Genomic DNA, 24908 nt, shown 5'->3' with positions numbered 1-24908 from the left:
CAACCTCCCTCAAATCGTTTGAAAATGTTTCAGTGCATCCATAATAGCCGCTTCCTTTTCTGGCGGACACTTTGGCACTTTCGGATTTTCAGATTTGGACAGGTTATAATTCTGGCCAACCTCTAATCCGCACTTGCGTTTAATCTGTGAGATATACAGGCTGGATACTTTCAAATGGTGCGTATCCCAGATATATGCCTTAATTTCCTCATAGGTAGCTTTGGTCTCGGCAGCAGTAGCGTCCAGCTCATCCAGGTCCAGGTCGATCTCTATGGTGTCATCTGGCTTTTGTTGGGACAAAAGAACAACCGTCTCCACATGCACCGTTCCCGGAAACATATCAACACAGCAGACTTTTTCTACACGGTATCCATATTTTGCAAACTCTACCAGATCCCGCGCAAGAGAAGTCGGCTTGCAGGAGATGTAAAGCATTTTTTCACACCTATATAAATCAACTATCTTCGGCAGAGCCTTCGGATGGATTCCTTCGCGCGGTGGATCAAGAACGATGAAGTCCGGTTTTTCTTCGATTTCATCGATCACCTTCAGCACGTCTCCGGCGAGGAAACTGCAGTTGGTAAGGCCGTTTGCCTCTGCGTTCTCTTTTGCAGCTGTAACAGCTTCTTCCACGATTTCCACGCCGATCACTTCTTTTGCGACCGGTGCAAGGATCTGGGCGATGGTTCCGGTTCCGCTGTAGAGGTCGAAGATCGTGCGGTCTTTCGTCTCGCCGACGAACTCGCGGGCGGTGCTGTAGAGAACTTCCGCGCCACGGGAATTGGTCTGGAAGAAGGAGAACGGGGTGATCTTGAATTTCAGTCCGAGGAGTTCTTCATAGAAGTAGTCCTGTCCGTAGAGCACTTTTGTCTCATCGCTCTTTACAACATCTGCCAGGGAATCATTTATGATATGGAGTAATCCGACAACCTTTCCTTCCAGCGGCAGACCAAGCACTTCCTGCACGAGCGGCATCAGATCCCACTCTTCCTGGCTTGTGGTGACGAGATTTACCAGGATTTCTCCGGTATTCTCGGCTCTTCGCACCAGCAGGTGGCGCAGGTAACCCTCGTGGCTTATCTTGTGGTAGTAACTTGCGTTCCGCTCTTTAAAGTACGCCAGCACGCAGGTCAGAATCTTTGTGAAATCCTCATGTACGATTTTGCAGTCGCACGCGGTCAGGACATCGTAGGTGCTTCCCTTTTTATGAAGTCCGAGAGACAACGGGCCGTCCTTGTATTCATCGCCGAAGGAAAACTCCATTTTATTCCGGTATGCAAACTCCTTCGGACTTCCCTTGATTCCAAGGAACGGATAATCGGCCTCCCCCGCCTCATTGACCTGGCCGGCCTCCACGAGGGCATCGTCGAGCAGTTTTTTCACCTGACCGGCCTTCATTGCAAGCTGATCCTCATAACTCATCGTCTGGTACATGCATCCGCCGCAGGACGGGAAAATACTGCAGACCGGATCGCGCTTTTCCATCGGGGATTTTTCTGTTACTTCGAGCAGGCGGCCCTCCATGCGGTTCTTTCTTTTTTTGTTGATCTGAAAGCGGATCTTCTGTCCCGGAATTGCATTTTTCACGGTAACCGTCTCGCCCTCCACATGTACACGTCCTTTATTCGGGAAATCGATTCTTTCCACGACTCCCTCGTAAATTTCTCCTTTTTTCATTCTCTTCTCCTTCTACGTCAAACTGATTTCCGGACAGAAAAACTCCGGTACCACGTTCCGGCACCGGAGTTTCTTTTTTCCATCCTACTTATCTTCGTCTTCATCCTCGAAGTAATCGTCGAAATCGTCATCGAAATCATCTTCGAAGTCTTCCAGATAATCCGGAGTTACAAACCGGTATACTGCGTATGCGATTCCTGCAACTGCCGCTACCGCTCCGACAATGGCAAGGACCCATAAAATCACGTTTTTCGGTTTTTCGCTCTCACGTTCTCTCTGTTTTAAAAGCTCTAATACTTCATCAATCTTATTCATACTGTCCACCAACCTTTGCTTTAGATTAGAAACTTAACTTAACGATAGTATACCATACGAGCCGCAATTTTACCACAATTTCCGCTCTTTTTTATAAATCTTTTCGTTTCAACTTACAGTCGGTATTTTCACGGAGTCTGACATGTCGAGAATAGTTCGACTGTGACTTTCCTCATGTCAGTGGAGGATACCGATTTCTCTCCGCCTACCACTGCCGTTATGTTTCTTTTAACAATTCATCTCACCGCTTTAAAAGCGGGGGACTTCTTGTCTACTGGTGTTAAAATTCAGAATCCGCCGGCAGTTCCCGCAGAATCTTGTGGAACTGACCGCCGCAGCGCTCCATTTCTCCTAACACCTGGTCGATCCATTCACCCTTTGTATGCCAGTTTTCTCTGGTGAACTCAATATCCGAAGGACAGACAAAAAACTCTGTCTCCGGGTAGACAAGCTGGTAATACAGAATACACCGTCTCGCATGGAGATTCCGGCAGCAGAGGATCGCTTTTTTTACCTCGATGCCCGCCGCATCTGTCACTTCCCGTGACCGCAGTGCATTTTCATACGTATACGTCGCCTGGTCTTCGCGCAGAATCGCTTTCTCCGGCACGCCGTTTTTCTGCAGTACCGTCCGCAGAAACTCCCACTCGGTTTCATAGTTCCCGCCGTACTGCTCCGCAAGATCCTGTACACCGGCGAAATGCCCGAGCACAGTACTGTATCTTCCCGACGGAAGCACATACGGCGCAAATCCTTCTTTCCAGAGTTCTGCCGCGTGCGCCGCCATCTGCGGATATCCGTTTCCCGGCACAAAAATCACATCGGCTTTCTGCGGCTCATCCTTCACGAAAATATAGTCCGTAAAGTAGTTTAAAAACTTCTCATACATGAAATGTTACCACTCTTTAAAGTCCATGAGGCACTCTACGACATATGCCATATCCTGTTCAGACAGGCTGTAGAACATCGGCAGACGCATCAGGCGCTCGCTCTCTTTTGTTGTGTATTTGTCCTCTCCGTGGAAAACACCGAACTTCTGTCCGGCCGGGGAGGTATGGAGCGGAACGTAATGGAAGACACACATCACACCGCGCTCTTTCATATAGTTGATCAGTTTTGTACGCACTTCCAGATTTCTTGCCTTGATGAAGTACATATGTGCATTATGTACACAGCCTTCCGGCACAACCGGCTGCTCGATCTTTCCGGCCTCAGCCAGCGGACGGAGCTGCTCATGGTAATAGTTGTAGATGGCCATCCGCTTTCTGTCGATTTTCTCATGTTCCTCGAGTTCTGCAAGCAGGTAAGCCGCATTCATATCACTCGGCAGATAGGAGGAGCCGTAGTCGATCCAAGTATATTTGTCGATCTGTCCGCGGAAAAACTTGCTGCGGTTCGTTCCCTTTTCACGAAGGATCTCTGCTTTTTCCAGATAATTCTCATCCTGGAACAGCAGCGCGCCGCCCTCTCCCATCGTATAGTTTTTCGTCTCATGGAAGCTGTAGCAGCCAAAATCGCCGATCGTTCCAAGGGCTTTTCCCTTGTAGTACGCGCTCACACCCTGTGCCGCATCCTCTACAACCTTCAGGTTATGGCGTTTTGCAATATCCATGATGGTATCCATTTCACAGGCAACGCCCGCATAGTGAACCGGAACAATCGCTTTTGTTTTTTCGGTGATGGCATCCTCAATCTTGGTCTCGTCGATGTTCATCGTATCCGGACGGATATCCACGTAGACGATTTTTGCTCCGCGCAGAACAAAGGCATCTGCAGTGGAAACAAACGTGTAGGACGGCATGATCACTTCGTCGCCCGGCCGAATCTCAGACAGGTAAGCTGCCATTTCCAGTGCATGGGTGCAGGATGTCGTAAGCATCGCATGTTTTACGTTGAAATTGTCCTGCATCCAGGCAGAACATTTCTTCGTAAAAGGACCGTCGCCGCACAGCTTGTTGTTTTCCTCTGCCGCCTGGCGGATGTATTCCAGTTCTGTTCCAATAAAAGGTGGTTTATTAAACTCTATCATTGTTTTTTCCTTATCTTTCTTCTATCCATTACTGTTTTATTTACTTTCAGAGCCCAAAACAAGCTCTTAGGTAGTCTTATTTTCTCACAAATCCCTGTGGATTTCAAGACACGATTTTGACATGACAGCCATATCATCATACTGTCCATAAAGCCAAAAGAACCCTTGATTTCTCAAGGGTTCCATAAGTAGCGAGAGGGGGATTCGAACCCTCGACACCGCGGGTATGAACCGCGTGCTCTAGCCAACTGAGCTATCTCGCCATATTCATTTTCAACACCGTTTTTCATAAAATATGGGGCCTATAGGGCTCGAACCTATGACCCTCTGCTTGTAAGGCAGATGCTCTCCCAGCTGAGCTAAGACCCCACATCAGTGTTTTGTCTGTCGGCTTTTTATCTGTATCACCAACCGACTTCGTTAGTATAGCATTCCACCCGCCAAATGTCAACACTAATTTTCAAATTTTTTCGATTTTTTCAACTTTTTCTCCCGCCACTCTTTCAGGTACTGCTCCTGTTCCAGATCTTCCCGTTCTTTCTCCCATCCTGCCGCCCGGCAGAGCGTCCATGCAAGCAGAAGAAATACGGCAAAAATCCCCGCCAGACAAACGATTCCCATCTTTTCCGACCGCCTTTCCTGTTCTGATTCTGCTAAAAAGCAAAGGATCTCCTTACTATTGTATCCGGAACGGCGGCGCTTTATTCCCTTTTCTGAATAAAAAGACAAAGCCGCCAGATTTCCCTTTCACCGGGATTCTGGCGGCTCCATTTTACTCAAAATTAAAATTCACATTCACGTTACGCTTCGTCAATCGCTTTTCCAATATCATGGCGGTAATATTTATTGTCAAAGTCAACCCATTCAACAGCCTTATATGCATTCGCACGTGCCTCTTTCAGGGTATCGCCAAGTGCTGTCACGCCGAGTACACGGCCTCCGTTCGTCACGATCTCGCCGTCCTTGAACTTCGTTCCGGCGTGGAAGCAGTAGTAGCCCTCATGCTCTTTGAATGTCGCAAGCCCACGGATCGGGAATCCCTTCTCGTAGGAAACCGGGTAACCGTTCGAAGCCAGTACAACGCAGACACACGCATTGTCTGCAAACTGCAGATCAATCTGGTCAAGCGTTCCATCGATGCAGGCTTCAAATACATCGATGATATCTGTTTTCATACGAGGAAGCACAACCTGTGCCTCCGGATCGCCAAAGCGGGCATTGTACTCCAGCACCTTCGGTCCATCCGGTGTCAGCATCAGTCCGAAGAAGATCACGCCTTTAAACGGTCTTCCCTCTGCTGCCATCGCATCTACTGTCGGCTGATAAATATATTTCTTACAGAAATCATCCACCTCTTTTGTGTAGAACGGGCTCGGAGAGAAGTTTCCCATGCCGCCGGTGTTAAGACCGGTATCGCCGTCTCCTGCTCTCTTGTGATCCTGCGCAGAACTCATCGTCTTGATCGTCTTTCCATCGACAAAAGAGAGCACGGAAACTTCGCGTCCCGTCATAAATTCCTCGATGACCATCTCATTTCCGGCACTGCCGAATTTCTTGTCGAGCATGATCGTCTTAACGCCCTCTTTTGCTTCCTCTAAGGTGTTGCAGATCAGAACGCCTTTTCCAAGCGCCAGACCGTCGGCTTTCAGCACGATCGGGAATTTTGCAGTCTCGAGATATTTCTCTGCCGCTTCTGGATCGGAGAATGTCTCGTATGCCGCCGTCGGGATATGGTATTTTTTCATCAGGTCTTTGGAGAACGCTTTCGATCCTTCCAGGATTGCCGCATTCTTTCTTGGTCCGAATACGCGCAGTCCCTCTGCCTCAAACGCATCGACAACACCGCCGACCAGCGGATCATCCATGCCGATGACGGTCAGGTCAATCTCTTTTTCTTTCGCAAAAGCAACGAGCTTGTCAAACTCCATCGCTGCAATATCGACACACTCTGCGTACTCCGCAATTCCTGCGTTTCCAGGAGCGCAGTAAATCTTGTCTACCTTCGGGCTCTGCGCCACCTTCCAGGCAATCGCATGCTCTCTTCCGCCGCTTCCTACAATCAGTACTTTCATCGCTCTTACTCCTTTATCTTTACGTGTCCGTCTTCTACCGTTACTTTTCCGTTTGCAATCAGATCAATCGCACGCGGCATGATGACCCACTCGGCCTCTTCCATGACGCGCTGCTGCAGTGCCTTCGGTGTATCGCCCTCGTGCACTTCGACTGCCTTCTGCAGAATAATCGGGCCGGTGTCTGTTCCGCCGTCCACAAAATGAACCGTCGCTCCCGTCACTTTGACGCCGCGGGATAATACGCCCTCGTGCACTTTCAGTCCGTAATAGCCCGTTCCGCAGAACGACGGAATGAGGGACGGATGAATGTTGATGATCTTATTCGGATAAGCATCCACAATGCTCTGCGGGATCACAACCAGGCATCCTGCGAGCACAACGAGATCGACGTTGTACGACTGCAGTTTCGCCAGCAGTGCCTCGTTGAATGCTTCTCTCGATGCAAAGGTCTTCGGGGAAAGGCATACCGCATCAATCTCCTTCTTTTTCGCACGCTCCAGCGCATACGCTCCTGCATTGTTGCTGATGACAACAGAAACCTCCGCGTTTGTGATGGTTCCCTCGTCAATCGCATCCAGAATCGCCTGCAGGTTCGTGCCGCCGCCGGAGACGAGAACTGCTAATCTTAGCATAACTGTACTCCTTTTTCTCCGTTTTCAATATGTCCGATCACATACGGAGTATCGCCGGTGGAACGGATGGCTTTCATGGCTGCATCTACATCCTCCGGATCAACGGCCAGTACCATTCCGATACCCATGTTGAAGGTGTTGTACATCATCTGCTCGTCAATATTGCCCTTCTTTGCCATCAGATCGAAGATCGGCGGTACGGTGTAGCTGTCTTTCTGTACAACGGCTACGGTGTTGTCTTTGAGCATACGCGGAATGTTCTCGTAGAAGCCGCCTCCGGTGATGTGGCTGCACGCTTTTACGGTTACGCCGGCATCTTTGATCGCACGGAGTGCTTTTACATAGATCCGGGTCGGTGCAAGCAGGGTCTCGCCGAGGGTTGCGCCGAGCTCATCATAGTATGTATTCAAAGAATCTTTTGTCATATCAAAGACCTTGCGGACAAGAGAAAATCCATTGCTGTGAACGCCTGTGGAAGCCATTCCGATCAGCACGTCTCCGGCTGCCAGATTTTCGCCGGTAATCATATCTTTCTTGTCGCAGACACCGACAGCAAAGCCTGCCAGATCGTACTCATCCTCCGGCATCAGGCCCGGATGCTCTGCGGTCTCGCCGCCGATCAGTGCCGCGTCGGACTGCAGACAGCCTTCTGCAACGCCTTTTACGATCGAAGCGATTTTCTCCGGATAGTTCTTTCCGCATGCGATGTAGTCCAGGAAGAACAGCGGTTCTCCGCCGGCACATGCGATATCATTCACACACATGGCAACAGCATCGATGCCGATGGTGTCGTGTTTATCAAGAATCATGGCGAGCTTCACCTTGGTTCCGCATCCGTCTGTACCGGAAAGCAGCACCGGCTCTTCCATTTCTTTGATTTTTGCCAGGGAAAAAGCGCCGGAAAAACCGCCAAGGCCGCCTAATACCTCCGGGCGCATGGTTTTCTTTACATGCTCTTTCATTAATTCTACTGATTTGTATCCAGCTTCAATATCTACTCCTGCGTTCTTGTAATCCATGGTGAACCTCCCTTGTCCTTTGTTTTTATTTACTGTAGTTACGGTATCCTGTTTCCTGCAGTTTTGCGTCTTTTGCCTCAACCTGCTCTTTCATTTCCTGTGTATATGCTTTCAGTTTTGCAAGCAGTTCCGGATCGGAAGTTGCAAGAATCTTTGCTGCCAGGATTCCGGCATTGGCACCGCCATTGATGGCAACGGTTGCTACCGGAATGCCGCTCGGCATCTGTACGATGGAGTACAGGGAATCACGACCTCCAAGCGATGTGGTATGCATCGGAATTCCGATGACCGGCATTGGGAAAATAGCTGCGCACATACCCGGCAGATGAGCTGCCATACCTGCGCCTGCAATGATAACCTTGAAGCCTTTCTCCTCTGCGGTTTTTGCATATTCGAAAAATACATCCGGCTCGCGGTGTGCGGAGATGATTTTCATCTCGTACTCAATTCCAAATTTTTCCAGCATGTCGGCTGCTTTGCTCATTACCGGCATATCAGAGTCGCTGCCCATCACAATTCCTACTTTAGCCATGTTGTTCTCCTTTTCTGATTAACTGTTCTAAGCGTTATTCATTAGTTATGCTTATATTTATGTTTTAATCATTCAGTTCTGCTTATAATATACTAAGCAGGCGCAGAAATGTCAACCCATAATCAGCCAAAAGGTTCATTTAATTCTTCCGTTCCCGGCAGGACGAAGCGTCCGTCCTCAATGAGAGGGATCGTCGTTCCGTCTGCTTTTTCGACCGCAACCGACTGCAGTTCGCGGTACGGAATCGTGATGTCCGTGTGGCATCCGAAGTATGCTTTCGACGGATCTTCTTTCCGTTTTGCCGAAACCTCGTTCTCGCGCGCGATTACTTCTTTTCCGTCCGGGTTGTACATCGGGCTGTCCTCCGCCCAGGCGTAGCAGGTGTCGCCTATCGCAAAATGCGGGCCCATCTTCTCTGCGATCAGGATCGGCAGTTTTCCGGCGATGCCGTACTGCTCTGCCATCACGTACGCCATCGTGTTCGTTCCGATGGCAAACTCACCGATCGGCAGCGTCCTGTGGTGATACAGCAGGTTTTCTTCTATATAAGTACGATTGTCCTCTTCTTTTTCGAAGTTTGCGCAGTCATACGCGGTGATCATGCCGTCGGTCAGCGTCAGGCAGAGATCGCGGTAATACAGCTCGTTCAGGTAGACTCCCGTCACATGGAGCACGCCTGTCGTGCCGGTAAGGCTCGGGGAAGTAAAGACCTCTCCGACCGGAATATTGCAGTCGGCAACACAGTTCTCGAAATTCGTCTCTTTCGCAGGATCGTTCAGATGATGCAGCATCACGCGCAGATCCGTTCTGTTCTCTCCTTTTCCAAGCACATGCACGGAAACACCCTCGTCGAGCGCATCGATCAGGTACTGCTGGATGCGCTGGTATTTTTCGTAATCGAGCGTGTTGATCTTTACGATCTCACAAAAAATTTTTTCGTAGCGCGGATCGATCTCCGGCATCGGGTAGGCGATGATCGTGTAGCCGTACTCGTCATCCTTGATATAGCGGTTTACAATCTGGCCCGCCTCGTTCTGGAAACCGACACGGAGCTTTTGCTGGCGCTCATTTAAGTGCAGTGCCTGTTTTTTATTTACTGGCTCAAACGGAACTTCGCCGAAGGTTTCCACCACGGCAGGGCCGGCATAGCCGTCCGCCAGTTCTTTGTACTCGTCGTATTTCACCTGCATCGCGCGGAGCCGTCTCTTCACGAGATCCTCGTTGAGATACAGCGCCTCATCGTTCCGGTGATCGTAGTCATACTGCTTATTCGCAGACGCACCGGCAACCCACGTTCTCCGCGCGCCGCTGGAAATCACCGGCTCGAGTCCCATCTCGCGGAACTGTAATATTGCCGCACGGATCATGCGCTCAAAACCGATGTGGAAGCGGATGCTGACTGTCTTCTTTTTCGACAGATCTTTTCGCGCCACGAGAAAGCACTTGCGGAAGCCTTCTGTGTAGGTGCGTGCCATCGCGTCGATTTCTTCCTGGCTGAACGTATTTAAAAAGCGGGCTGTACCCTTCTCATTTTCGGTGATATATTCGCCGTACTGGTACAGATACCGCAGATCCGTCAGATCAGATTCCATCACAATATCCTTCACAAAGTGCAGCGACGGGTCGACGATTTCGCGCACCTGGTATTCCTGGCGCTCCTCGGCGTAATCGCTCACATACCAGTAAATGCTCTCTTTTACATACTGCGCGGACGGCAGCGTCTTCTCCTCGAACATCGCATACAACTCGAGATACAGCTCCATCGCCGCAGTCAGCTCCAGCAGGCGGTCCTCATAGACCCAGACAACAGCATTTCCCAGCTCCCGGTACAGGCAGCAGAGGCTCCTTCCATGCGTTTCACCAAGTGCCCGCACGGCAAACGCCGGGTTTCCGTAGGAGGTCTCATACCACTCCCCGATCACATCTTCATACGGCTCGCGGTTAAAAACAGCCAGCTCTTCCTCGGATGCTGTTTTTAGATATCCTTCTGCGATTCTGCTCCGGATCTGGTCCATTTTGCAGAGGTACTGTGCCATCTGTGCAAAAAAATCGCGGTACGGCTGCGGAACGCTTTTTTCCGCCGGAATCTGGCGGATCCGCTCAATTGCAAGCGCATACCGCTCGTTTAATAATTCATCCGTCATAAAAAAATCCCTTTCTGTTTCTCTTTAACTGTTACGAGGGGCAGATCTGCCCCTCATTCTTCTTAACTTATTCCTGTTTTTCTTCCCGGTCGTCAATAATTTTTCCATCCCGGATACTCTGTTCGAGAATCTCTTCCATATAACTCCAGATCTCCTCGGAGCCGGTCGCCGTCTTCTCGTTTCGTTTTAACGGCTGGGAAATCCGCACATTGTGGCTGGTCCAGTCTTTTCCATCGTTCTCATGATTTAAAAGCAGCGGCTGGAAATTGTCCATCACATGGGCAAAGCGCGCTTCCGGTGTCTCATACGCTTCGAACTCGAGCCAGAGATCCATCAGCATTTTTCCCTGATCCTCCGGCAGCAGGCCGTAGATGCGCTCGGCCGCTTTGTGTTCTCTCTCGTCTTTTGTTTTGTTTGCCTCCGCGTCGTACGCATACGTGTCGCCTGCATCAATCTCCACGAGGTCGTGGATCAGCAGCATGAGCATCGTTCTGCCGATGTCGATTTTCTCATTCGAATATTCCTGCAGCAGAAATGCCATCACCGCCATGTGCCATGCGTGCTCCGCGTCGTCCTCCTGGCGCGAATAGCCGCGGATGTGCGTCTGGCGCAGGATCTGTTTTTCTTTATCAATCTCCAGAATAAAATTCAGCTGTTTTTCAAAACGTTCGCGATCCATCTTTTTCCCCTTTTCTTTTATATGTACTCCCGGAGTCTTTCTGTGCTTGATTTTACGAGAGTACATTTATCTCACACCGATCAGAAACAGTGCCAGCCATGCGACCAGCATGCCGCCACTCGTAATCGAGCCGAGAACCGACATTCTGTGGCTGACCTGTTCTTCTTTAAAGCTCTTCATTCCCACATAGAAGCCGTATCCCGACAGAAGGAATGAGAACAGTCCCGCTGCTCCGAGAAAAATGCCTCCGTTTCCGCGGAATGCAAACGATACGCCCGAAGCCAGCAGAAACAGAAAGACCGAAGCACCTGCCATATAGAGAGCTTCCTTTCCGCCTTCCGACGGCTTCCGGACAAAATTGTAATTATACTTCTTCCTCGCCATATTTCCATCTCCTGAATTTATTGCAGATCAGGAATGCGCCGCAGCCGATCATGGCTCCAAGCGTATTCAGCATCAGATCATCTACATCAAAGCAGCCCACCTTCGTGATGAGCTGAATCGTCTCCACGCAGAGGCTGAACATAAAACCAAGAAGCGATACTTTCCAGAAACTCTCCATTTTTTTGTGCATCACCGGAACGATAAAGCCGAACGGCAGAAAACCGATCACATTGCCCGCCAGATTTAAAAATGCGGCAAGGAATCCCACCTTTTCGCGGTAAATCCAGAACCGTCTGATTTCCTGAAACGGCACCAGATTGTAACGGTAATCCAGTTCAAAAAAGTTTCTTCTCCCGTATTCTTCTGCAAAAAACAGAAAATAAACGAGCGCAAGAAGATACACCAGAAATAAAATCCGTCCCACAACGCGGATTCTGGCTTTCGTCTCCTGCTTCATCTTCGTTTCCCCTTTCTGCGTTGTTCTCCCCTCTGCTATCAGAAACGCCGGCATACCTCATCGGCGCACGCGCTTCCGAAATATCCCGGCATTTTTTCTTTTTAAAAGGCGCTTTTAGAACATGATTTCCCCGCGTCGTTTCAGCAGGCCTGCCCCGCTTACGATCATCAGAACACCGGTTGCCACGCCAACAACAACCAGTACGGCGCCCATAGCGATATTTCCGCCGCCGACACGTCCCATGGTTTTATAAATCTTTTCATTCATAGCGCAAAACTCCCTTTCCCGGTGTACCGCATCTTATTTCACGCCGTACTCCTCATAATATGCATCAATGGCAGCCTTCATCTTGTCATCGATCTGAATTTTGCCCTGGCATGGACGGTTGTACAGATACGTGATAACGTCCTCCATGGTTACAATGGCATTTGCCGGGAAGCCATAGGTTTCCTGGATTTCCTCGAGTGCGCTCTTATCGCCTTTTCCGCGCTCCATGCGGTTTAAGGATACCATCAGTCCTTTGATCTCCACATTGCCCTGTGCCTGGATGATCGGGAAGGTCTCCTCGATGGATTTTCCGGAAGTGGTTACATCCTCAATAATGACAACGCGGTCACCGTCTTTGATCTTGCTTCCAAGCAGCAGTCCTGCATCTCCACCGTGGTCTTTGGCTTCCTTCCGGTTGGAGCAGTAGCGTACTTCTACACCGTAGAGATCATGAATCGCAATTGCTGTTACAACACTGAGCGGAATTCCTTTGTATGCCGGTCCGAACAGAACGTCAAAATCCAGCCCGTAGTTGTCATGGATTGCTTTTGCGTAATACTCGCCGAGACGTTTTAACTGACTGCCGGTTACGTAAGCGCCTGCATTCATAAAGAACGGGGATTTTCTTCCGCTTTTCAGGGTGAACTCTCCAAATTTTAATACCTGGCTCTCGACCATGAATTCAATGAACTCTTTCTTATACTGTTCCATCTTATTTTCCTCCATATTTTCAGGGGAAGGCATCGGTTCTCGCATGCCGCCCGTTTTTACTTCTATTCTGTTCTATACTACCATAAATGCCTCTGTTTTTCCAGTCCAGACACAGGATTTCGCATAAAAAACATAAAATCCACACAAATAAATTTCATTCTCTGACGCAAAAAATCCCTCCGCCCAGAGAACGGAGGGATTTTGATATGTTTTCTTTTTAGAAATCTACTTCTGTATCATAGTAGCAGCATTTCAGCAGTTTTTCCATCTCTTCAACAGATGGCTGTCTCGGGTTGGATCCGGTGCAGGCATCGGCGATGGCATTTACAGCGATGTCGTGCAGTCTCTCCAGGAATACGTCTTCCGGAACGAAGCCCTGCTCGGTTGGATAGCTGTCTTTTCCGTAGTTCTTGATGCAGTGCGGAATGTTCAGTTTGTCGTTCATGCCGCGCAGATAGTCAATGAGGAGTTTTACTTTCTCTTCCGTTGTCTCGCCGCCAAGTTTCATCTCGTCAGCGATCACTGCATAACGTTTTGCTGCAGTCTCGTCTTTTGCGTTGAACGCGATAACCTTCGGCAGGTACATAGCGTTTGCTGCGCCGTGGATCAGGTGAGCGCCGTAATCAGCGAATGCTGCGCCTGTTTTATGTGCCATGGAGTGAACAATGCCAAGAAGTGCATTGGAGAATGCCATACCAGCGAGGCACTGTGCGTTGTGCATGCTGTCACGTTTTGCCATATCTCCGTTGTAGGAATCTACCAGGTCTGCCTGAATCATCTTGATTGCATACAGTGCCAGCGGATCGGTGAAGTCACAGTTCGCGGTGGAAACGTATGCCTCGATTGCATGGGTCATAGCGTCCATACCGGTGTGAGCAACTAACTTTTGCGGCATCGTCTCTGCCAGATCCGGATCTACGATTGCAACGTCCGGCGTGATTTCGAAGTCTGCCAGCGGGTATTTGATACCTTTTTCATAGTCTGTGATAACTGCGAACGCGGTTACCTCGGTTGCTGTTCCGGATGTAGAAGAAATTGCACAGAAATGAGCTTTTCTGCGGAGTTTCGGCATTCCGAATACCTTGCACATTTCTTCGAAGGTGATGTCTGGATACTCGTATTTGATCCACATTGCTTTTGCTGCGTCGATCGGAGATCCGCCGCCCATTGCTACGATCCAGTCCGGCTGGAACTCTTCCATCGCTTTTGCTCCGCGCATAACAGTCTCGACTGACGGGTCAGACTCGATTCCCTCAAAAAGCTGTACTTCCATGCCGGCTTCTTTCAGGTAGTCTACTGCGCGATCCAGGAAACCGAAACGTTTCATGGAGCCGCCGCCTACACAGACGATTGCACGTTTTCCTTCGAATGTTTTCAGTGCCTCTAAAGCACCCTTTCCGTGGTATAAATCTCTTGGTAATGTAAATCTTGCCATTGTTCAGAACCCCTTTCTTGTTTTGCTTCTGATGGACAGCTCCGGCAGATCAGATCAGCAGAATTTCTGTTTTTCCTACTCTCTGTTTGAGCCGCCTTTTGTCTTTTGTTTTCGACTTTGTTATTATTATAACAAACTTTTTCAGGGATTTCCAATACAAAAATGATATTTCCTGATGTCAATTATATATGTCTTATTTACTCCCGTGCCGCCCGCAATGCCTGTTTTTCACGGTACATCGCTCTTTTCCTCCAGCTTTCCGCTTCCAGATATTTCACGAAAAACACTCCCAACCACTTTCAACGCCTCCGCCAGATCCTCCCGAAAATCCTCATCCCCTCTCCGCAGACTATTCACCCTGCACCCAAACACCCTCTCATGCCCCGTACAGTGCAGATACCTGCCGTCCCCCAGATACATCCCCACATGCCCCCTCCAGAACAGCAGATCCCCGGCCTTCGCCCGTTCCTCCACCAGACACATCTCCTCCCCTTCTCTCCAGATCGCTTTCATCGGATACCCTTCCCTGATATCCGCATCCCGCCAAATCAAAACCCCATTCATCAAATACACCATAAACACCACACCCGAACAGTCAATCCCATCCGCCGCCTTCCCGCCCCACCGGTACTGGCATCCAAGATACCCCTTCGCACACTCCACAACCTTCCTCCGAAACTTCTCTTCCGACCACCCCTCCGGAATCCCCTGCTCCACAAAAAACCTCTCTTCCGATTTTCCCCACAAAAACCGATCCGAATCCAGTCTTTTTCTTAATGCCACCTCCGGCACAAACCCACTGATCCCATTCGCCAGTTTCACCCTGCAATACCCATTCTCCGTCTCCTCCATTTTCTCCACAAAACACCCCCGTCCCAGCGTCTCCAACATCCGCGACTGCACCCGCGCTCCCCTCATCACATCCGCAAACCCGCGTGTCACCACATACGTATTCCCTGCCTTTTCCCTCTCCTCCATCCACTCCCGGCTTTTCTCTTCAATCAAATTCCTCTCCATCCACCCCCGATACCCATAATGCGTCCAAACCTCAATCCACTCCCCCTCATCTTCCCACATCACGCTCCATCCAAAAAACACCTCATCCACCACATCCACCCCATTCTCCTCATACAAAAACGCCCGCTTCACTTTAATGATCCCATACTTCATCTCACATACCACCTTCCATTTTCTATATACTATGCACCCACCACAACACTCTCACGCCGATCCGCCCCCGGCGGATCCAGACCTACTTCGTTTCAGCTCCACACAACCAGATCTCACTGGAATTTGCGCCTGCGGTGTGGCGGGCATAGAAAAAGAGGGCGGAACTGTGCCCATTCTGAGCCACAGTTCCGCCCTCTTTTTCTCGCCCGCCGCACCGCAGATGCGAAGCCGCTCGAGGCCGTCCGTCTTATCTCACCGCCCCGATCAGCGAATTAATATCGTCAACCTTATGCCTTCTCATATACTCTTCGATACCGCGAACCGTTTCAACAGTCGCATACGGATTAAAGAAATTCGCCGTCCCAATCGAAACCGCCGTAGCCCCCGCCAGAATAAACTCCAGCGCATCCTCCGCCGACGCAATACCGCCCATACCAATAATCGGCACTTTCACTGCCTGCGCCACCTGATACACCATCCGCACCGCAATCGGCTTCACCGCCGGCCCCGACATACCGCCAGTCTTATTCGCAATCGCAAACTTCTGCCGTTCAATATCAATCTTCATCCCAGTAAGCGTATTGATCAGCGACAGCACATCCGCCCCGCCGGCTTCCGCAGCCCGCGCCATCTCCGTAATATCCGTCACATTCGGGCTCAATTTCATAATAATCGGCTGCTTCGCATATTTTTTAACTTCTCTGGTGATCGCCTCCACCGCCTTCGGATCCTGTCCAAACGCAATACCGCCCTCCTTCACATTCGGGCACGAAATATTAATCTCCAGCAGATCCACCGGCTCCGAAGTCAATCGCTCCACAACCTCACAGTAATCCTCCGTCGTCCGTCCACACACATTCACCACAATCTTCGTGTCAAACTGTTTCAAAAACGGAATATCCCTCTCACAGAACACATCAATACCAGGATTCTGCAGTCCGATCGCATTCAGCATTCCGCCGTAAACCTCCGCAATACGCGGCGTCGGATTCCCCGGCCACGGCACATTCGCAACACCCTTCGTCACAACCGCGCCAAGCTCCTTCAAATCCACAAACTCACTGTACTCCGCGCCGGAGCCAAACGTACCAGATGCCGTCATAACCGGATTCTTCAGTTCCACACCCGCCAGATTCACACTTGTCTTCATCGCTTTTTCTCCTCCTCGCGTCACTTACAGCTCAATTTCCGTACTTAAAAAGACCGGTCCGTCCTTGCAGATCCGCTTGTTGTGCACATGTGAATGACCATCCACCTCAGTCGACTGGCAGACACACGCAAGACATGCGCCAACGCCGCACGCCATCTTCTCTTCCATCGAAATCCAGCATGGAATTCCCTTTTCCAGACCGTACGCCTTAATCGCACGCAGCATCGGAGCCGGACCGCAGGCAAAAATTACATCTGCTTCCAGATGATCCTCGCGCACCGCATCCATCACATTGCCCTTCACACCGGCACTTCCGTCCTCCGTTGCAATATGAAGATCGCCTGCCGCAGCAAACTCCTCATTTAAGAACAACTCATCGCGGTAACCACAGCAGATGATCGTGTCCGTTCCAAGATCCTTCGCCGTCTGCAGCATCGGCGGAACACCGATACCGCCGCCCATCAGCATCACACGTTTTCCCTTACCTTCCTCGATCGGGAATCCATTTCCAAGCGGTCCTAAAATATCAACCTCATCCCCCGCTTTCAGATGCGAAAACTCCTCCGTTCCTGCACCTGCCACACGGTAGACAATCCGAAGTCTTCCTCCCTCTCGGTCGATCTCACAAAGAGAAATCGGACGCGGCAGAAGACGGCTGCCGTCCTTCGAAAACAGAGAAATAAACTGGCCGGCCTTCGCCTCTTTCGCAATCACTTTCGTGGAAATCCACATGCTGTAAATTCCTTTTGCAATGCACTCCTGACTTTCCACAGTACAGCATTCCTTGATTTTCATAAGCTGAACACTCCTTTTATTTTCTTGAATCGGCGAAAAGCCCAAAATATCCTCCGGCGGACATAACGTCTACCCGGCAGACCTTCTGAGCTTTTCACCCTGTATTCTTATTTTGCAGCAGCAAGCGCCCCGCTGATATCCTCAACCATATCCTTTACAGCTGCTCTCGAAGCATCCGCAAAGTTCTCAGTGCCAAACTCGGCATATTTTTCCTGTTTGTAAGCAGCGATAATACCTCTCGAAGAGTTTACGATTGCACCCAGTCCGTCCTCATTGAAGAAGTGAACGAGGTCTTTTCCTTTTCCGCCCTGTGCACCGTAGCCCGGTACCAGGATGTAGGATTTCGGCATTACCTTACGCAGCACCTTGCCCATCTCCGGGTACGTAGCGCCGACAACAGCTCCCACATAGCTGTAATCATCGCCCATGTGCTCCTCGCCCCACGCGGCAACCTGCTCGCCGACCCACTCATACAGCGGACGTCCGTCGATGATGCGGTCCTGGAACTCGCCGCTGGACGGGTTCGAGGTTTTTACCAGAACAAAGATACCTTTTTTCTCCTCTTTGCAGACCTTGATGAACGGTTTTACGCCGTCAGATCCAAGATACGGATTGACAGTTGCAAAATCCTCATGGAATCCGGCGTAGGATTTGCTTCCCACTTGCACGTGGCCGAGGTGGCCGACTGCATACGCCTCAGAAGTAGAACCGATATCGCCTCGTTTGATATCGCCGATGACAACGAGACCCTTTTCCTGGCAGTAGGAAACGGTCTTCTCATACGCTGCCATTCCCGGAACGCCGAACTGCTCATACATGGCAACCTGCGGTTTTACAGCCGGAATCAGATCGTATGTTGCGTCGACAATCGCTTTATTGAACTGCCAAACGGCCTCTGCAGCTCCTTCAAGTGTCTCGCCGTACTCGGCAAATGCCTTTTTCTGTACGTGCTCCGGCACATAGTTCAGCATCGGGTCCAGACCTACGACGATCGGTGCATTTGTTTTTTTAATGTTTGCAATCAGTTTGTTAATCATCTGCTTACTCTCCCTCTTCTTTCTTTTCTTATAGAAATTACTCAGCTTCGTATACAATCTTGCCGCCGCATACGGTAGCCATAACTTTTCCTTTGACTTTCTTGCCGCCGAACGGAGTGTTTTTGCCCTTGGAAACAAACTCCTTCGGATCGATCACATACTCTGCTTCCGGATCGATGACAACCACATCGGCGTCCATGCCAGGTGCAAGAGAACCTTTCTTGTCCAGGTGCAGGATTTTTGCCGGATTGTAGCTCATCTTCTCCGCCATCTGCATTGGGGTGATGACCTCGGTATCCACAAGTTCGGTGATGGTAAGAGCCACGCTCGTCTCCAGTCCGACGATGCCGAACGGAGCTTTCTTGAAGGACTCCTGTTTCTCGGTCAGCGCATGCGGTGCATGATCGGTGCTGATGACATCGAAGACATCGTCTTTCAGACCCTGGCGCAGTGCCTCGAGATCCTCTTTCGTACGGAGCGGCGGATTCATCTTGTAGTTGGTGTCGCCCTTTACGATGTCGTCGCTGCAGAGGGTAAAGTGATGCGGGCAGACCTCGGCGGAAATCGAAACGCCGGCCTTTCTCGCCTCACGCACCATATCCACGCTCTCTTTGGTCGAGCAGTGGCACAGATGCAGGTGTGCACCTGTCTCTGCGGCAAGTACGATATCTCTTGCAACAATCGTGTTCTCTACGGAGTTTGTGATGCCCGGCAGATGCCACTCTCTCGAGTTTGCATCCTCATTCATGCAGCCGCCGTTTACGAGGTTCTTGTCCTCGCAGTGAGCCAGCACCGGAATGTTTTTCTCTGCGGCAATCTCCATGGCCTCTTTGTAGAGCAGCGCGTTCATAACGGATTTTCCGTCCTCGCTGATCGCCGGGATGCCGGCTTTTACCATGCCTTCGATATCGGCGAGCTCTTCACCCTTCTGTCCTACTGTGATGGCGCCTGCCTGCAGTACATTAATCGGAGAAAAACGGTCTGCTTTGATCGTTACATAGTTGACTCGGTCCGGGCTGTCGATGACCGGTTTTGTATTCGGCATCGCTACCAGCGTTGTCACGCCTCCTTTTGCTGCTGCTTTCGAACCGCTTTCAATATCTTCTTTATATGTCTGCCCCGGGTCGCGGAGATGTACATGCATATCGATGATGCCAGGCATTACATAGCAGCCTTTTGCATCTATTACCTGCGCATCTTTTACGCGGATTCCTTTTTCAACCCGTGTAATAACACCGTTTTCGATCAGAACATCACTGATTTCGTCTTTTTGGGTGGCCGGGTCGATGACCTGTCCATTTTTGATTAAGATACTCATCTTACGTTCTCTGATCCTTTCTTTTCTTCTGGCCGTCGTCCGACCATTTATTCCTTTTTATAATACACGAAATCTTTCCTGAAATAAAGAGTTTTTTCTTGACTTTTTTGATTTGCAAGATTATAATAGTCTCAATCGAGAAGATGTTGAGATGTAATACGTGGTCACTAGCTATTAGAGATTATATTAGCATTCACCTTCAATATAATCTGTAATAGCTAGTGAATTTTTTTACCAAAAGTTCACTCGCTTATGGGGGAACATATGCATTCCCACATCATGCTTATTTTTTAATTTTATGGAGGTAACTCACAATGAACAAGGGAACAGTGAAATGGTTTAACGCAGAGAAGGGCTATGGCTTCATCACAGGCGAAGACGGAAACGATGTATTCGTACATTTCTCCGCTATCCAGGGTGAAGGATTCAAAACTCTTGACGAAGGTCAGGCGGTTACTTACGATCTTACCGAGGGTGCTCGCGGAATGCAGGCTTCCAACGTTGTTAAATGCTAATTAACCATAAGCGAAAGGCCGGAGGATGTATGTCCTCCGGTTTTTTAATTTACGCGGACAACGAGCCAAAGTCCGTGCCTGCACGAGACCTTGGCGACTGCCGCGATAACTTGAGAAACTCGCGGAGCGTGTTTCTCATAGTTTTTTCTATAGCAAGACCCGAAAATAATGCAAAAAAGGCAGTGCTGCAGAGCGCGAATTGCAAGGAACAGATTTGAAGGCGTACCGGGGTACGACGAAAATCTGTGACGCAGTAATTCACGCTCTGCGGTGCTGAATTTTTTGCATTATTTTCGGGGATTGCTATAAATCTCTATAACAAAAGCGCTTATCACTCCGGGATTTTCCCGTCTGTGGTAAGCGCTTTTACTTTCTTTAACAATTCTGCTTATTCCGCTGTACTTTCGCTGATGGAATCTGCTGTGCTGTCACTTGCCGTATCTGCTGTGCTGTCCGAAGATGTATCGGAAGCATCAGAGCTGTCGCTGGTGTCATCTGCACTGCTGTCGCTGGATGTGTTGGTCTCGCTCAGATAATTCTGAATATCCGTCACGTTCATCGTTGTGGTTTCTGTCGTGCGGTTCGCCTTTTTCTCTGCTACCGAGTTCTGGTAAACAGCAACGGAGAACCAGCCGATCAGGGTAGCCAGAACAACGACGAAAGCGGTAACTTCCAGTCTCGTGATCCATCTTTCACGTCTCATGATTTTCTCACGGTTCGCTTTTTCCTTTTTATAGCGGTCAACTTTTTCCTGACTCATGGTTCTACTTCTCCTTTGATTTCTAAAAAGTGCTCGGCGGCACTTTCAAACATGTTGAAAATTATACTACATTTTCAACAAAAAGGGAAGAGAAAAGTTATAATGCAATGATAATTCCGCCGTCATTTGCATACATACTGCTGACGCCCTGGGTATCGAGTACGAAGACATCCTGTACCGCAAGGCGCTCCAGAAGGGCTTCTTTTACCATCTCGGCGCGCTCCGGGCAGTTGCAATGAGAGATGGCAAGCGTTTTGTTTTCTACATGCTGTGCGTCATTTACAATGGCATCGACCATTTTCATCAGTGCTTTGTTGATGCCGCGCGCCTGATCGAGCTGTACGATATCGCCCTCCGGTGTGGCTCCCATAACCGGTTTGATCTTAAGCGCGGATGCAACAAGTGCTTTTGTTTTGGAAAGGCGGCCGTTTTTCCGCAGAGTTTCGAGATTTTCCAGCACGAAATAGGTGTTCTGTGTGCTGATATAGAGTTCTACTGTCTCTACGACGCGCTCAAAGCTCATGCCGGCTTCCTCGCACTCCACGATTTTTTTCACAATCAGGGTCTCTCCTATCGATGCGCTTCTGGAATTGAATACGTGAATCTTCAGATCCTCGTTCTCCTCCTGCGCCAGGTTTGCACCGAGCACTGCGCTGTTATAGGAACCGCTGAGCTGTGCGGAAAGTGTGACCGCGTAGCACCGTTCTGCTCCGTTCAGAAAAGATTTCCGGAAATAATCCGGCGACGGGCAGGCGGATTTCGGGCACTCCGGACATTCCGCTACTCTCTTTAAAAAATATTTCTGGTCGAATGTCTCGTCATCCAGAATGGATTCTCCGCCGACTTCCAGGGTCAGCGGTGCAATTTCAATATTTCCTCTTTTTTTCATATCTGCTGTCAGTTCACAGCAGCTGTCTGCAACAATGTGAAAACTCATATATTTTGTCCCTCCAAACTTGATTCCGCTTTTTCTCACTGCGGACGTTTCGTATTTCCAATCACCGCTCTTTTTCAAACCTTCCTGAACTAGGGACGAATTCGACACAGTGAATTTTTTGATATTTTGTCATGTAGTTTTGATAACTACATTTTATCATAACACACTTAGTGCTCCATTGCAAAAAGTTTTTTCCCAATAAAAGTTTTTCCGTTAAAAGTTTTTTCCTTTTCTTGTCGCACTCCCCTTTTTGCGGTATACTACGGTCATACGGCTTTTTTGTTTATGGATATTTTTCCATTGCTTATTTTCAGGAGGTGGTACGTATGGAATGGACTTTTTCGGATTCGGTCCGGCTTTCCCTGCTTTCGTTTTCGGAAGCTTCCAAAGCCTGCGCGGCGCTGCCCGGATTTTCTCTTTTCCGGCGCAGTCTGCAGCCGGAGCGCATCGAATACTGCCGCGCAGAGCTGCTGCCTGACTGCCTGGTCGGATCGCTTGCCGTCCCGGACAAGACGCATCCGCTTCACCTTGCATTCTCGCTTGCGTTTTATCTCGACCGGGGGCAGCTTATTCTGGCAGCCGACGAACAGACACTTCCGGCTTTGCAGAGCCTCCTCTTCCCGGAAGAACCGCTCGATACTTCCGATGTCTTCCACCTGTTTTTCTCGTTTCTGGAATCGCTGATCCAGGAGGATATGCTCTATCTGCAGAATTTTGAGAAGCGCCTCGCGACAATCGAGGAGTCTCTTCTCGACACTCTGCCAAAAGAGCTGCAGCGGACCCTGATCACGATCCGTCGGGAGCTGCTCGTGTTCCATGCCTATTACCAGCAGCTTCTCGACATGTGCGAAATACTCTCCGAGGACGAAAATCACTTTCTTCCCCCGGAATGCGCCCGTCAGTTTTCGCGCCTTGGAAACCGCGTGGACCGTTTGTACGACCACACCCAGATGCTGCGGGAGTACGCCCTGCAGATCCGCGAGATGCAGCAGGCGCAGATCGACCTGCGTCAGAACGATACGATGCGGATTCTGACGGTCGTCTCGACGATCTTTTTCCCGCTTTCCCTGATCGCCGGCTGGTACGGCATGAATTTTACGCATATGCCTGAGCTTTCTGCCCCGTATGCGTACTTCATCCTGATCGGCGTCTGTATTCTCATTGTTGCTGTTGAAATTTGGTATTTTAAAAAGAAAGGCTGGTTTTAACTACGGATGATTATCCTGCAGATTACACAGTTAAAGAATTTTATGAACACCCTGCTCCGTCTCGAGACATTTGACCGCTTTCCCGTCTCTGAGGCGTCGATCACAACGTTTACGACGTTCTCCATCGACGGCAGTCTTCACACGGACTTTTTCGATCCCGACGACGCGCAGCTCTTAAAAGAAAAAGGGCGGACACGGCTTCTCTGGAAAGATGTGAAATCGTTCTGCTATTCCGTCATCAAAGGAAAACGGACACCCCTGCAGTTCAAATTTGTGTTTCAGCTTCCGCAGGCGGCGTGCGAAAAAATGATCGCGGACCATGCGCTGCCGCTGGAAATAGAGAACGTGTTTGGATGCTTTCTGAATTTTCAGTATAAGGACGGAAAACTCTTACTTACCACCGGAACTTCCCTCAAAATCTTTACGATGGACAAGTCGCTCGACCGCGTCTTCGATGAGGAAGTCCGTCAGTTTCTGCTGAAAAATGAAATTGCATTTGAAGAACAGATATAAAGACAAAATACTTATTTAGAAAGGTTCTCTTTTTATGAATCAGATTATTATGTGGATCATGGCAGTCGGCGCGGTACTCGGCGGTGTCGACCGGATCGCTGGCAATCGCTTCGGATTTGGAAAACGGTTTGAGGAGGGCTTTACGCTGCTTGGACCGACGGCACTTTCCATGTCGGGCATCATCTGCCTCACCCCGCTGCTCTCCCGCTTTCTCCGTTTCGCCCTCGTTCCCATCTGGAACTTTTTTGGGCTGGATGCGGGACTTCTCGCCGGCATTCTCGCCATTGACATGGGCGGCTACCAGCTCGCCGGAGAGCTTTCGGCATCGCAGGAGATGGTGCGCTACGCAGGACTTGTGATTGCGGCGACGCTTGGCTGTACCATCACCTTTACGATTCCGGTCGGCATGGGAATGCTGAAAAGCGGCGACCGCCTCTTTTTCTCCCGCGGCATGCTGATCGGCACGGGCACGCTTCCCGTCACGATGATCGTCGGCGGACTGCTCTCAGGGCTCTCTTTTCTGCAGATCGTACTTCAGTCGCTCCCGGTGCTCCTCTTCTGCTTTCTGCTGATGTTCGGCATCTGGCGTTTTCCGGAGCAGACCGTGCGCGCGTTCACGGTATTTGCAGATGTGATCCGGCTTCTGACGACGATCGGCCTCATCGCGGGCGCGTTCTGCTATATGACCGGCTTTTCGCTGCTCCCGGACCTTGCGCCGCTGGAGGACGCGATGACGGTCGTCTCGTCCATCGGCATTGTACTGCTTGGCAGCCTTCCGACGGCGGAGCTTTTACAGCGGGTGCTCAAAAAGCCGCTCTCTTTTATTGGAAGAAAAACCGGCATGAACGACAGCAGTGCCGCCGGGCTTCTGATGGGCATTGTCAGCCCTGTTCCGGCGATCACAATGATGGAAAAAATGGACGAGCGCGGAAAGATTGTAAACGCAGCTTTCCTCGTCTCCGCCGCATCGACCATCGCCGCACATATGGGATTTACGTTCGGCACCGATCCTGATTTTGTCGTGCCGCTTCTCGTTGCAAAGCTCGCTGGAGGCATCGCCGCCGTCTGTGCCGCACTGTTTTTCACGAAGAAATCTGCTTAATTGTTTGAGAGCATACATAGCAACGCAATAAGACCTGCGCCGTTTGAAAG

The 24908-nt window shown here is 50.0% G+C and carries 27 protein-coding genes and 2 tRNA genes; 4 read left to right on the top strand and 25 right to left on the bottom strand.

What is annotated here, in order from left to right:
• Positions 1–9: 9 nt before the first annotated feature.
• The 23 genes from rlmD to PGS38_RS14680 all read right to left on the bottom strand — a co-directional run bounded on the left by rlmD (position 10) and on the right by PGS38_RS14680 (position 19823).
• Entirely contained in the window at positions 10–1677 is a 1668-nt protein-coding gene (rlmD, locus tag PGS38_RS14790; protein ID WP_119188584.1) for a 23S rRNA (uracil(1939)-C(5))-methyltransferase RlmD, read from the bottom strand.
• Between the two features lie 84 nt (positions 1678–1761).
• A complete protein-coding gene (locus PGS38_RS14785; RefSeq protein WP_055227097.1) occupies positions 1762–1992 on the bottom strand; it encodes a hypothetical protein in 231 nt (76 codons plus the stop codon).
• Between the two features lie 280 nt (positions 1993–2272).
• Complete coding sequence (locus tag PGS38_RS14780) at positions 2273–2881, bottom strand: YdcF family protein (protein ID WP_118595604.1); 609 nt, start codon at positions 2879–2881, stop codon at positions 2273–2275.
• A 6-nt stretch (positions 2882–2887) separates the two neighbouring features.
• Positions 2888–4021: a dTDP-4-amino-4,6-dideoxygalactose transaminase gene (gene rffA / locus PGS38_RS14775; protein ID WP_117760542.1), complete on the bottom strand. Its 1134-nt coding sequence runs from the start codon at positions 4019–4021 to the stop codon at positions 2888–2890.
• Positions 4022–4210: 189 nt separating this feature from the next.
• A tRNA-Met gene (locus tag PGS38_RS14770) sits at positions 4211–4284 on the bottom strand.
• A gap of 33 nt (positions 4285–4317) precedes the next feature.
• Positions 4318–4390 (bottom strand) — tRNA-Val (locus tag PGS38_RS14765).
• Between the two features lie 84 nt (positions 4391–4474).
• Positions 4475–4642, bottom strand: coding sequence for a hypothetical protein (locus PGS38_RS14760; protein ID WP_158554991.1), 168 nt, complete (start codon positions 4640–4642; stop codon positions 4475–4477).
• A 179-nt stretch (positions 4643–4821) separates the two neighbouring features.
• On the bottom strand, positions 4822–6093 hold the full coding sequence (gene purD / locus PGS38_RS14755) for a phosphoribosylamine--glycine ligase (RefSeq protein WP_118666978.1): 1272 nt from the start codon (positions 6091–6093) through the stop codon (positions 4822–4824).
• Positions 6094–6098: 5 nt separating this feature from the next.
• Positions 6099–6725 (bottom strand): phosphoribosylglycinamide formyltransferase, encoded by a 627-nt coding sequence (gene purN, locus PGS38_RS14750; RefSeq protein ID WP_022462015.1) that lies wholly within the window; start codon positions 6723–6725, stop codon positions 6099–6101.
• Entirely contained in the window at positions 6719–7744 is a 1026-nt protein-coding gene (gene purM, locus PGS38_RS14745) for a phosphoribosylformylglycinamidine cyclo-ligase (protein ID WP_055221253.1), read from the bottom strand. The genes purN and purM overlap by 7 nt, the downstream gene beginning before the upstream one ends.
• 25 nt (positions 7745–7769) lie before the next feature.
• Positions 7770–8276, bottom strand: coding sequence for a 5-(carboxyamino)imidazole ribonucleotide mutase (gene purE / locus PGS38_RS14740; protein ID WP_022462013.1), 507 nt, complete (start codon positions 8274–8276; stop codon positions 7770–7772).
• A gap of 122 nt (positions 8277–8398) precedes the next feature.
• A complete protein-coding gene (locus PGS38_RS14735) occupies positions 8399–10420 on the bottom strand; it encodes an aminopeptidase (RefSeq protein WP_270476390.1) in 2022 nt (673 codons plus the stop codon).
• Between the two features lie 67 nt (positions 10421–10487).
• Positions 10488–11099 (bottom strand): HD domain-containing protein, encoded by a 612-nt coding sequence (locus PGS38_RS14730; RefSeq protein ID WP_117760545.1) that lies wholly within the window; start codon positions 11097–11099, stop codon positions 10488–10490.
• A gap of 66 nt (positions 11100–11165) precedes the next feature.
• Positions 11166–11483 carry a hypothetical protein gene (locus PGS38_RS14725; protein ID WP_173841566.1) on the bottom strand — a complete coding sequence of 106 codons (318 nt, stop codon included), beginning with the start codon at positions 11481–11483 and terminating at the stop codon, positions 11166–11168.
• Positions 11464–11940, bottom strand: a complete 477-nt coding sequence (locus PGS38_RS14720) for a VanZ family protein (RefSeq protein WP_055221318.1) — start codon at positions 11938–11940, stop codon at positions 11464–11466. The genes PGS38_RS14725 and PGS38_RS14720 overlap by 20 nt, the downstream gene beginning before the upstream one ends.
• A 114-nt stretch (positions 11941–12054) precedes the next feature.
• On the bottom strand, positions 12055–12207 hold the full coding sequence (locus PGS38_RS14715) for a hypothetical protein (protein ID WP_055221261.1): 153 nt from the start codon (positions 12205–12207) through the stop codon (positions 12055–12057).
• A 33-nt stretch (positions 12208–12240) separates the two neighbouring features.
• Positions 12241–12918, bottom strand: coding sequence for an orotate phosphoribosyltransferase (pyrE, locus tag PGS38_RS14710; RefSeq protein ID WP_117802627.1), 678 nt, complete (start codon positions 12916–12918; stop codon positions 12241–12243).
• Positions 12919–13135: 217 nt separating this feature from the next.
• Positions 13136–14353 carry an iron-containing alcohol dehydrogenase gene (locus PGS38_RS14705; protein ID WP_055227104.1) on the bottom strand — a complete coding sequence of 406 codons (1218 nt, stop codon included), beginning with the start codon at positions 14351–14353 and terminating at the stop codon, positions 13136–13138.
• 228 nt (positions 14354–14581) lie between these two features.
• A complete protein-coding gene (locus PGS38_RS14700; RefSeq protein WP_118595601.1) occupies positions 14582–15523 on the bottom strand; it encodes a C40 family peptidase in 942 nt (313 codons plus the stop codon).
• Positions 15524–15770: 247 nt separating this feature from the next.
• On the bottom strand, positions 15771–16673 hold the full coding sequence (locus tag PGS38_RS14695) for a dihydroorotate dehydrogenase (protein ID WP_022462000.1): 903 nt from the start codon (positions 16671–16673) through the stop codon (positions 15771–15773).
• A 24-nt stretch (positions 16674–16697) separates the two neighbouring features.
• Positions 16698–17468, bottom strand: a complete 771-nt coding sequence (locus PGS38_RS14690) for a dihydroorotate dehydrogenase electron transfer subunit (RefSeq protein ID WP_022461999.1) — start codon at positions 17466–17468, stop codon at positions 16698–16700.
• A gap of 107 nt (positions 17469–17575) precedes the next feature.
• A complete protein-coding gene (gene pyrF, locus PGS38_RS14685; protein ID WP_022461998.1) occupies positions 17576–18505 on the bottom strand; it encodes an orotidine-5'-phosphate decarboxylase in 930 nt (309 codons plus the stop codon).
• 37 nt (positions 18506–18542) lie between these two features.
• Positions 18543–19823 (bottom strand): dihydroorotase, encoded by a 1281-nt coding sequence (locus PGS38_RS14680; RefSeq protein WP_117760549.1) that lies wholly within the window; start codon positions 19821–19823, stop codon positions 18543–18545.
• A 314-nt stretch (positions 19824–20137) separates the two neighbouring features.
• On the opposite strand from PGS38_RS14680, the gene PGS38_RS14675 reads away from it, so the two are divergent.
• Positions 20138–20338: a cold-shock protein gene (locus PGS38_RS14675; protein ID WP_022461996.1), complete on the top strand. Its 201-nt coding sequence runs from the start codon at positions 20138–20140 to the stop codon at positions 20336–20338.
• Positions 20339–20726: 388 nt separating this feature from the next.
• Here PGS38_RS14675 and PGS38_RS14670 read toward each other — a convergent pair whose 3' ends face one another.
• Both PGS38_RS14670 and PGS38_RS14665 read right to left on the bottom strand, forming a co-directional pair.
• Positions 20727–21098, bottom strand: coding sequence for a hypothetical protein (locus PGS38_RS14670; protein ID WP_117509733.1), 372 nt, complete (start codon positions 21096–21098; stop codon positions 20727–20729).
• Between the two features lie 97 nt (positions 21099–21195).
• Positions 21196–22035: a DegV family protein gene (locus tag PGS38_RS14665; protein ID WP_119188597.1), complete on the bottom strand. Its 840-nt coding sequence runs from the start codon at positions 22033–22035 to the stop codon at positions 21196–21198.
• 326 nt (positions 22036–22361) lie between these two features.
• Between PGS38_RS14665 and PGS38_RS14660 the strand changes: the two genes are divergently transcribed.
• Genes PGS38_RS14660 through PGS38_RS14650 form a run of 3 tightly spaced genes read left to right on the top strand, consistent with a single transcriptional unit; the run spans position 22362 to position 24858 of the window.
• On the top strand, positions 22362–23243 hold the full coding sequence (locus PGS38_RS14660; RefSeq protein WP_022461993.1) for a magnesium transporter CorA family protein: 882 nt from the start codon (positions 22362–22364) through the stop codon (positions 23241–23243).
• 6 nt (positions 23244–23249) lie between these two features.
• A complete protein-coding gene (locus PGS38_RS14655) occupies positions 23250–23756 on the top strand; it encodes a DUF5721 family protein (RefSeq protein ID WP_055221274.1) in 507 nt (168 codons plus the stop codon).
• Positions 23757–23790: 34 nt separating this feature from the next.
• Complete coding sequence (locus PGS38_RS14650) at positions 23791–24858, top strand: ethanolamine utilization protein EutH (RefSeq protein ID WP_119188587.1); 1068 nt, start codon at positions 23791–23793, stop codon at positions 24856–24858.
• Positions 24859–24908: the final 50 nt, after the last annotated feature.

It is taken from the genome of Fusicatenibacter saccharivorans (assembly GCF_027667425.1).
Taxonomy (GTDB): Bacteria; Bacillota; Clostridia; order Lachnospirales; family Lachnospiraceae; genus Fusicatenibacter; species Fusicatenibacter saccharivorans.
The sequence above is the reverse complement of the archived record's forward strand: the minus strand, read 5'-3'. Positions and strand labels throughout refer to the sequence as shown.

What these genes read in the sequence shown, in the direction of transcription:
- purE (WP_022462013.1), bottom strand. Translation starts at nt 8,276, where the DNA reads ATGGCTAAAGTAGGAATTGTGATGGGCAGCGACTCTGATATGCCGGTA.
- PGS38_RS14665 (WP_119188597.1), bottom strand. Translation starts at nt 22,035, where the DNA reads ATGAGTTTTCACATTGTTGCAGACAGCTGCTGTGAACTGACAGCAGAT.
- PGS38_RS14690 (WP_022461999.1), bottom strand. Translation starts at nt 17,468, where the DNA reads ATGAAAATCAAGGAATGCTGTACTGTGGAAAGTCAGGAGTGCATTGCA.
- pyrF (WP_022461998.1), bottom strand. Translation starts at nt 18,505, where the DNA reads ATGATTAACAAACTGATTGCAAACATTAAAAAAACAAATGCACCGATC.
- PGS38_RS14730 (WP_117760545.1), bottom strand. Translation starts at nt 11,099, where the DNA reads ATGGATCGCGAACGTTTTGAAAAACAGCTGAATTTTATTCTGGAGATT.
- rffA (WP_117760542.1), bottom strand. Translation starts at nt 4,021, where the DNA reads ATGATAGAGTTTAATAAACCACCTTTTATTGGAACAGAACTGGAATAC.
- PGS38_RS14675 (WP_022461996.1), top strand. Translation starts at nt 20,138, where the DNA reads ATGAACAAGGGAACAGTGAAATGGTTTAACGCAGAGAAGGGCTATGGC.
- PGS38_RS14655 (WP_055221274.1), top strand. Translation starts at nt 23,250, where the DNA reads ATGATTATCCTGCAGATTACACAGTTAAAGAATTTTATGAACACCCTG.
- rlmD (WP_119188584.1), bottom strand. Translation starts at nt 1,677, where the DNA reads ATGAAAAAAGGAGAAATTTACGAGGGAGTCGTGGAAAGAATCGATTTC.
- purN (WP_022462015.1), bottom strand. Translation starts at nt 6,725, where the DNA reads ATGCTAAGATTAGCAGTTCTCGTCTCCGGCGGCGGCACGAACCTGCAG.
- PGS38_RS14680 (WP_117760549.1), bottom strand. Translation starts at nt 19,823, where the DNA reads ATGAGTATCTTAATCAAAAATGGACAGGTCATCGACCCGGCCACCCAA.
- purM (WP_055221253.1), bottom strand. Translation starts at nt 7,744, where the DNA reads ATGGATTACAAGAACGCAGGAGTAGATATTGAAGCTGGATACAAATCA.
- PGS38_RS14700 (WP_118595601.1), bottom strand. Translation starts at nt 15,523, where the DNA reads ATGAAGTATGGGATCATTAAAGTGAAGCGGGCGTTTTTGTATGAGGAG.
- PGS38_RS14670 (WP_117509733.1), bottom strand. Translation starts at nt 21,098, where the DNA reads ATGAGTCAGGAAAAAGTTGACCGCTATAAAAAGGAAAAAGCGAACCGT.
- PGS38_RS14785 (WP_055227097.1), bottom strand. Translation starts at nt 1,992, where the DNA reads ATGAATAAGATTGATGAAGTATTAGAGCTTTTAAAACAGAGAGAACGT.
- PGS38_RS14705 (WP_055227104.1), bottom strand. Translation starts at nt 14,353, where the DNA reads ATGGCAAGATTTACATTACCAAGAGATTTATACCACGGAAAGGGTGCT.
- PGS38_RS14660 (WP_022461993.1), top strand. Translation starts at nt 22,362, where the DNA reads ATGGAATGGACTTTTTCGGATTCGGTCCGGCTTTCCCTGCTTTCGTTT.
- PGS38_RS14695 (WP_022462000.1), bottom strand. Translation starts at nt 16,673, where the DNA reads ATGAAGACAAGTGTGAATCTGGCGGGTGTGGAACTGAAGAATCCGGTT.
- PGS38_RS14780 (WP_118595604.1), bottom strand. Translation starts at nt 2,881, where the DNA reads ATGTATGAGAAGTTTTTAAACTACTTTACGGACTATATTTTCGTGAAG.
- PGS38_RS14760 (WP_158554991.1), bottom strand. Translation starts at nt 4,642, where the DNA reads ATGGGAATCGTTTGTCTGGCGGGGATTTTTGCCGTATTTCTTCTGCTT.
- PGS38_RS14720 (WP_055221318.1), bottom strand. Translation starts at nt 11,940, where the DNA reads ATGAAGCAGGAGACGAAAGCCAGAATCCGCGTTGTGGGACGGATTTTA.
- PGS38_RS14650 (WP_119188587.1), top strand. Translation starts at nt 23,791, where the DNA reads ATGAATCAGATTATTATGTGGATCATGGCAGTCGGCGCGGTACTCGGC.
- PGS38_RS14715 (WP_055221261.1), bottom strand. Translation starts at nt 12,207, where the DNA reads ATGAATGAAAAGATTTATAAAACCATGGGACGTGTCGGCGGCGGAAAT.
- PGS38_RS14725 (WP_173841566.1), bottom strand. Translation starts at nt 11,483, where the DNA reads ATGGCGAGGAAGAAGTATAATTACAATTTTGTCCGGAAGCCGTCGGAA.
- pyrE (WP_117802627.1), bottom strand. Translation starts at nt 12,918, where the DNA reads ATGGAACAGTATAAGAAAGAGTTCATTGAATTCATGGTCGAGAGCCAG.
- PGS38_RS14735 (WP_270476390.1), bottom strand. Translation starts at nt 10,420, where the DNA reads ATGACGGATGAATTATTAAACGAGCGGTATGCGCTTGCAATTGAGCGG.
- purD (WP_118666978.1), bottom strand. Translation starts at nt 6,093, where the DNA reads ATGAAAGTACTGATTGTAGGAAGCGGCGGAAGAGAGCATGCGATTGCC.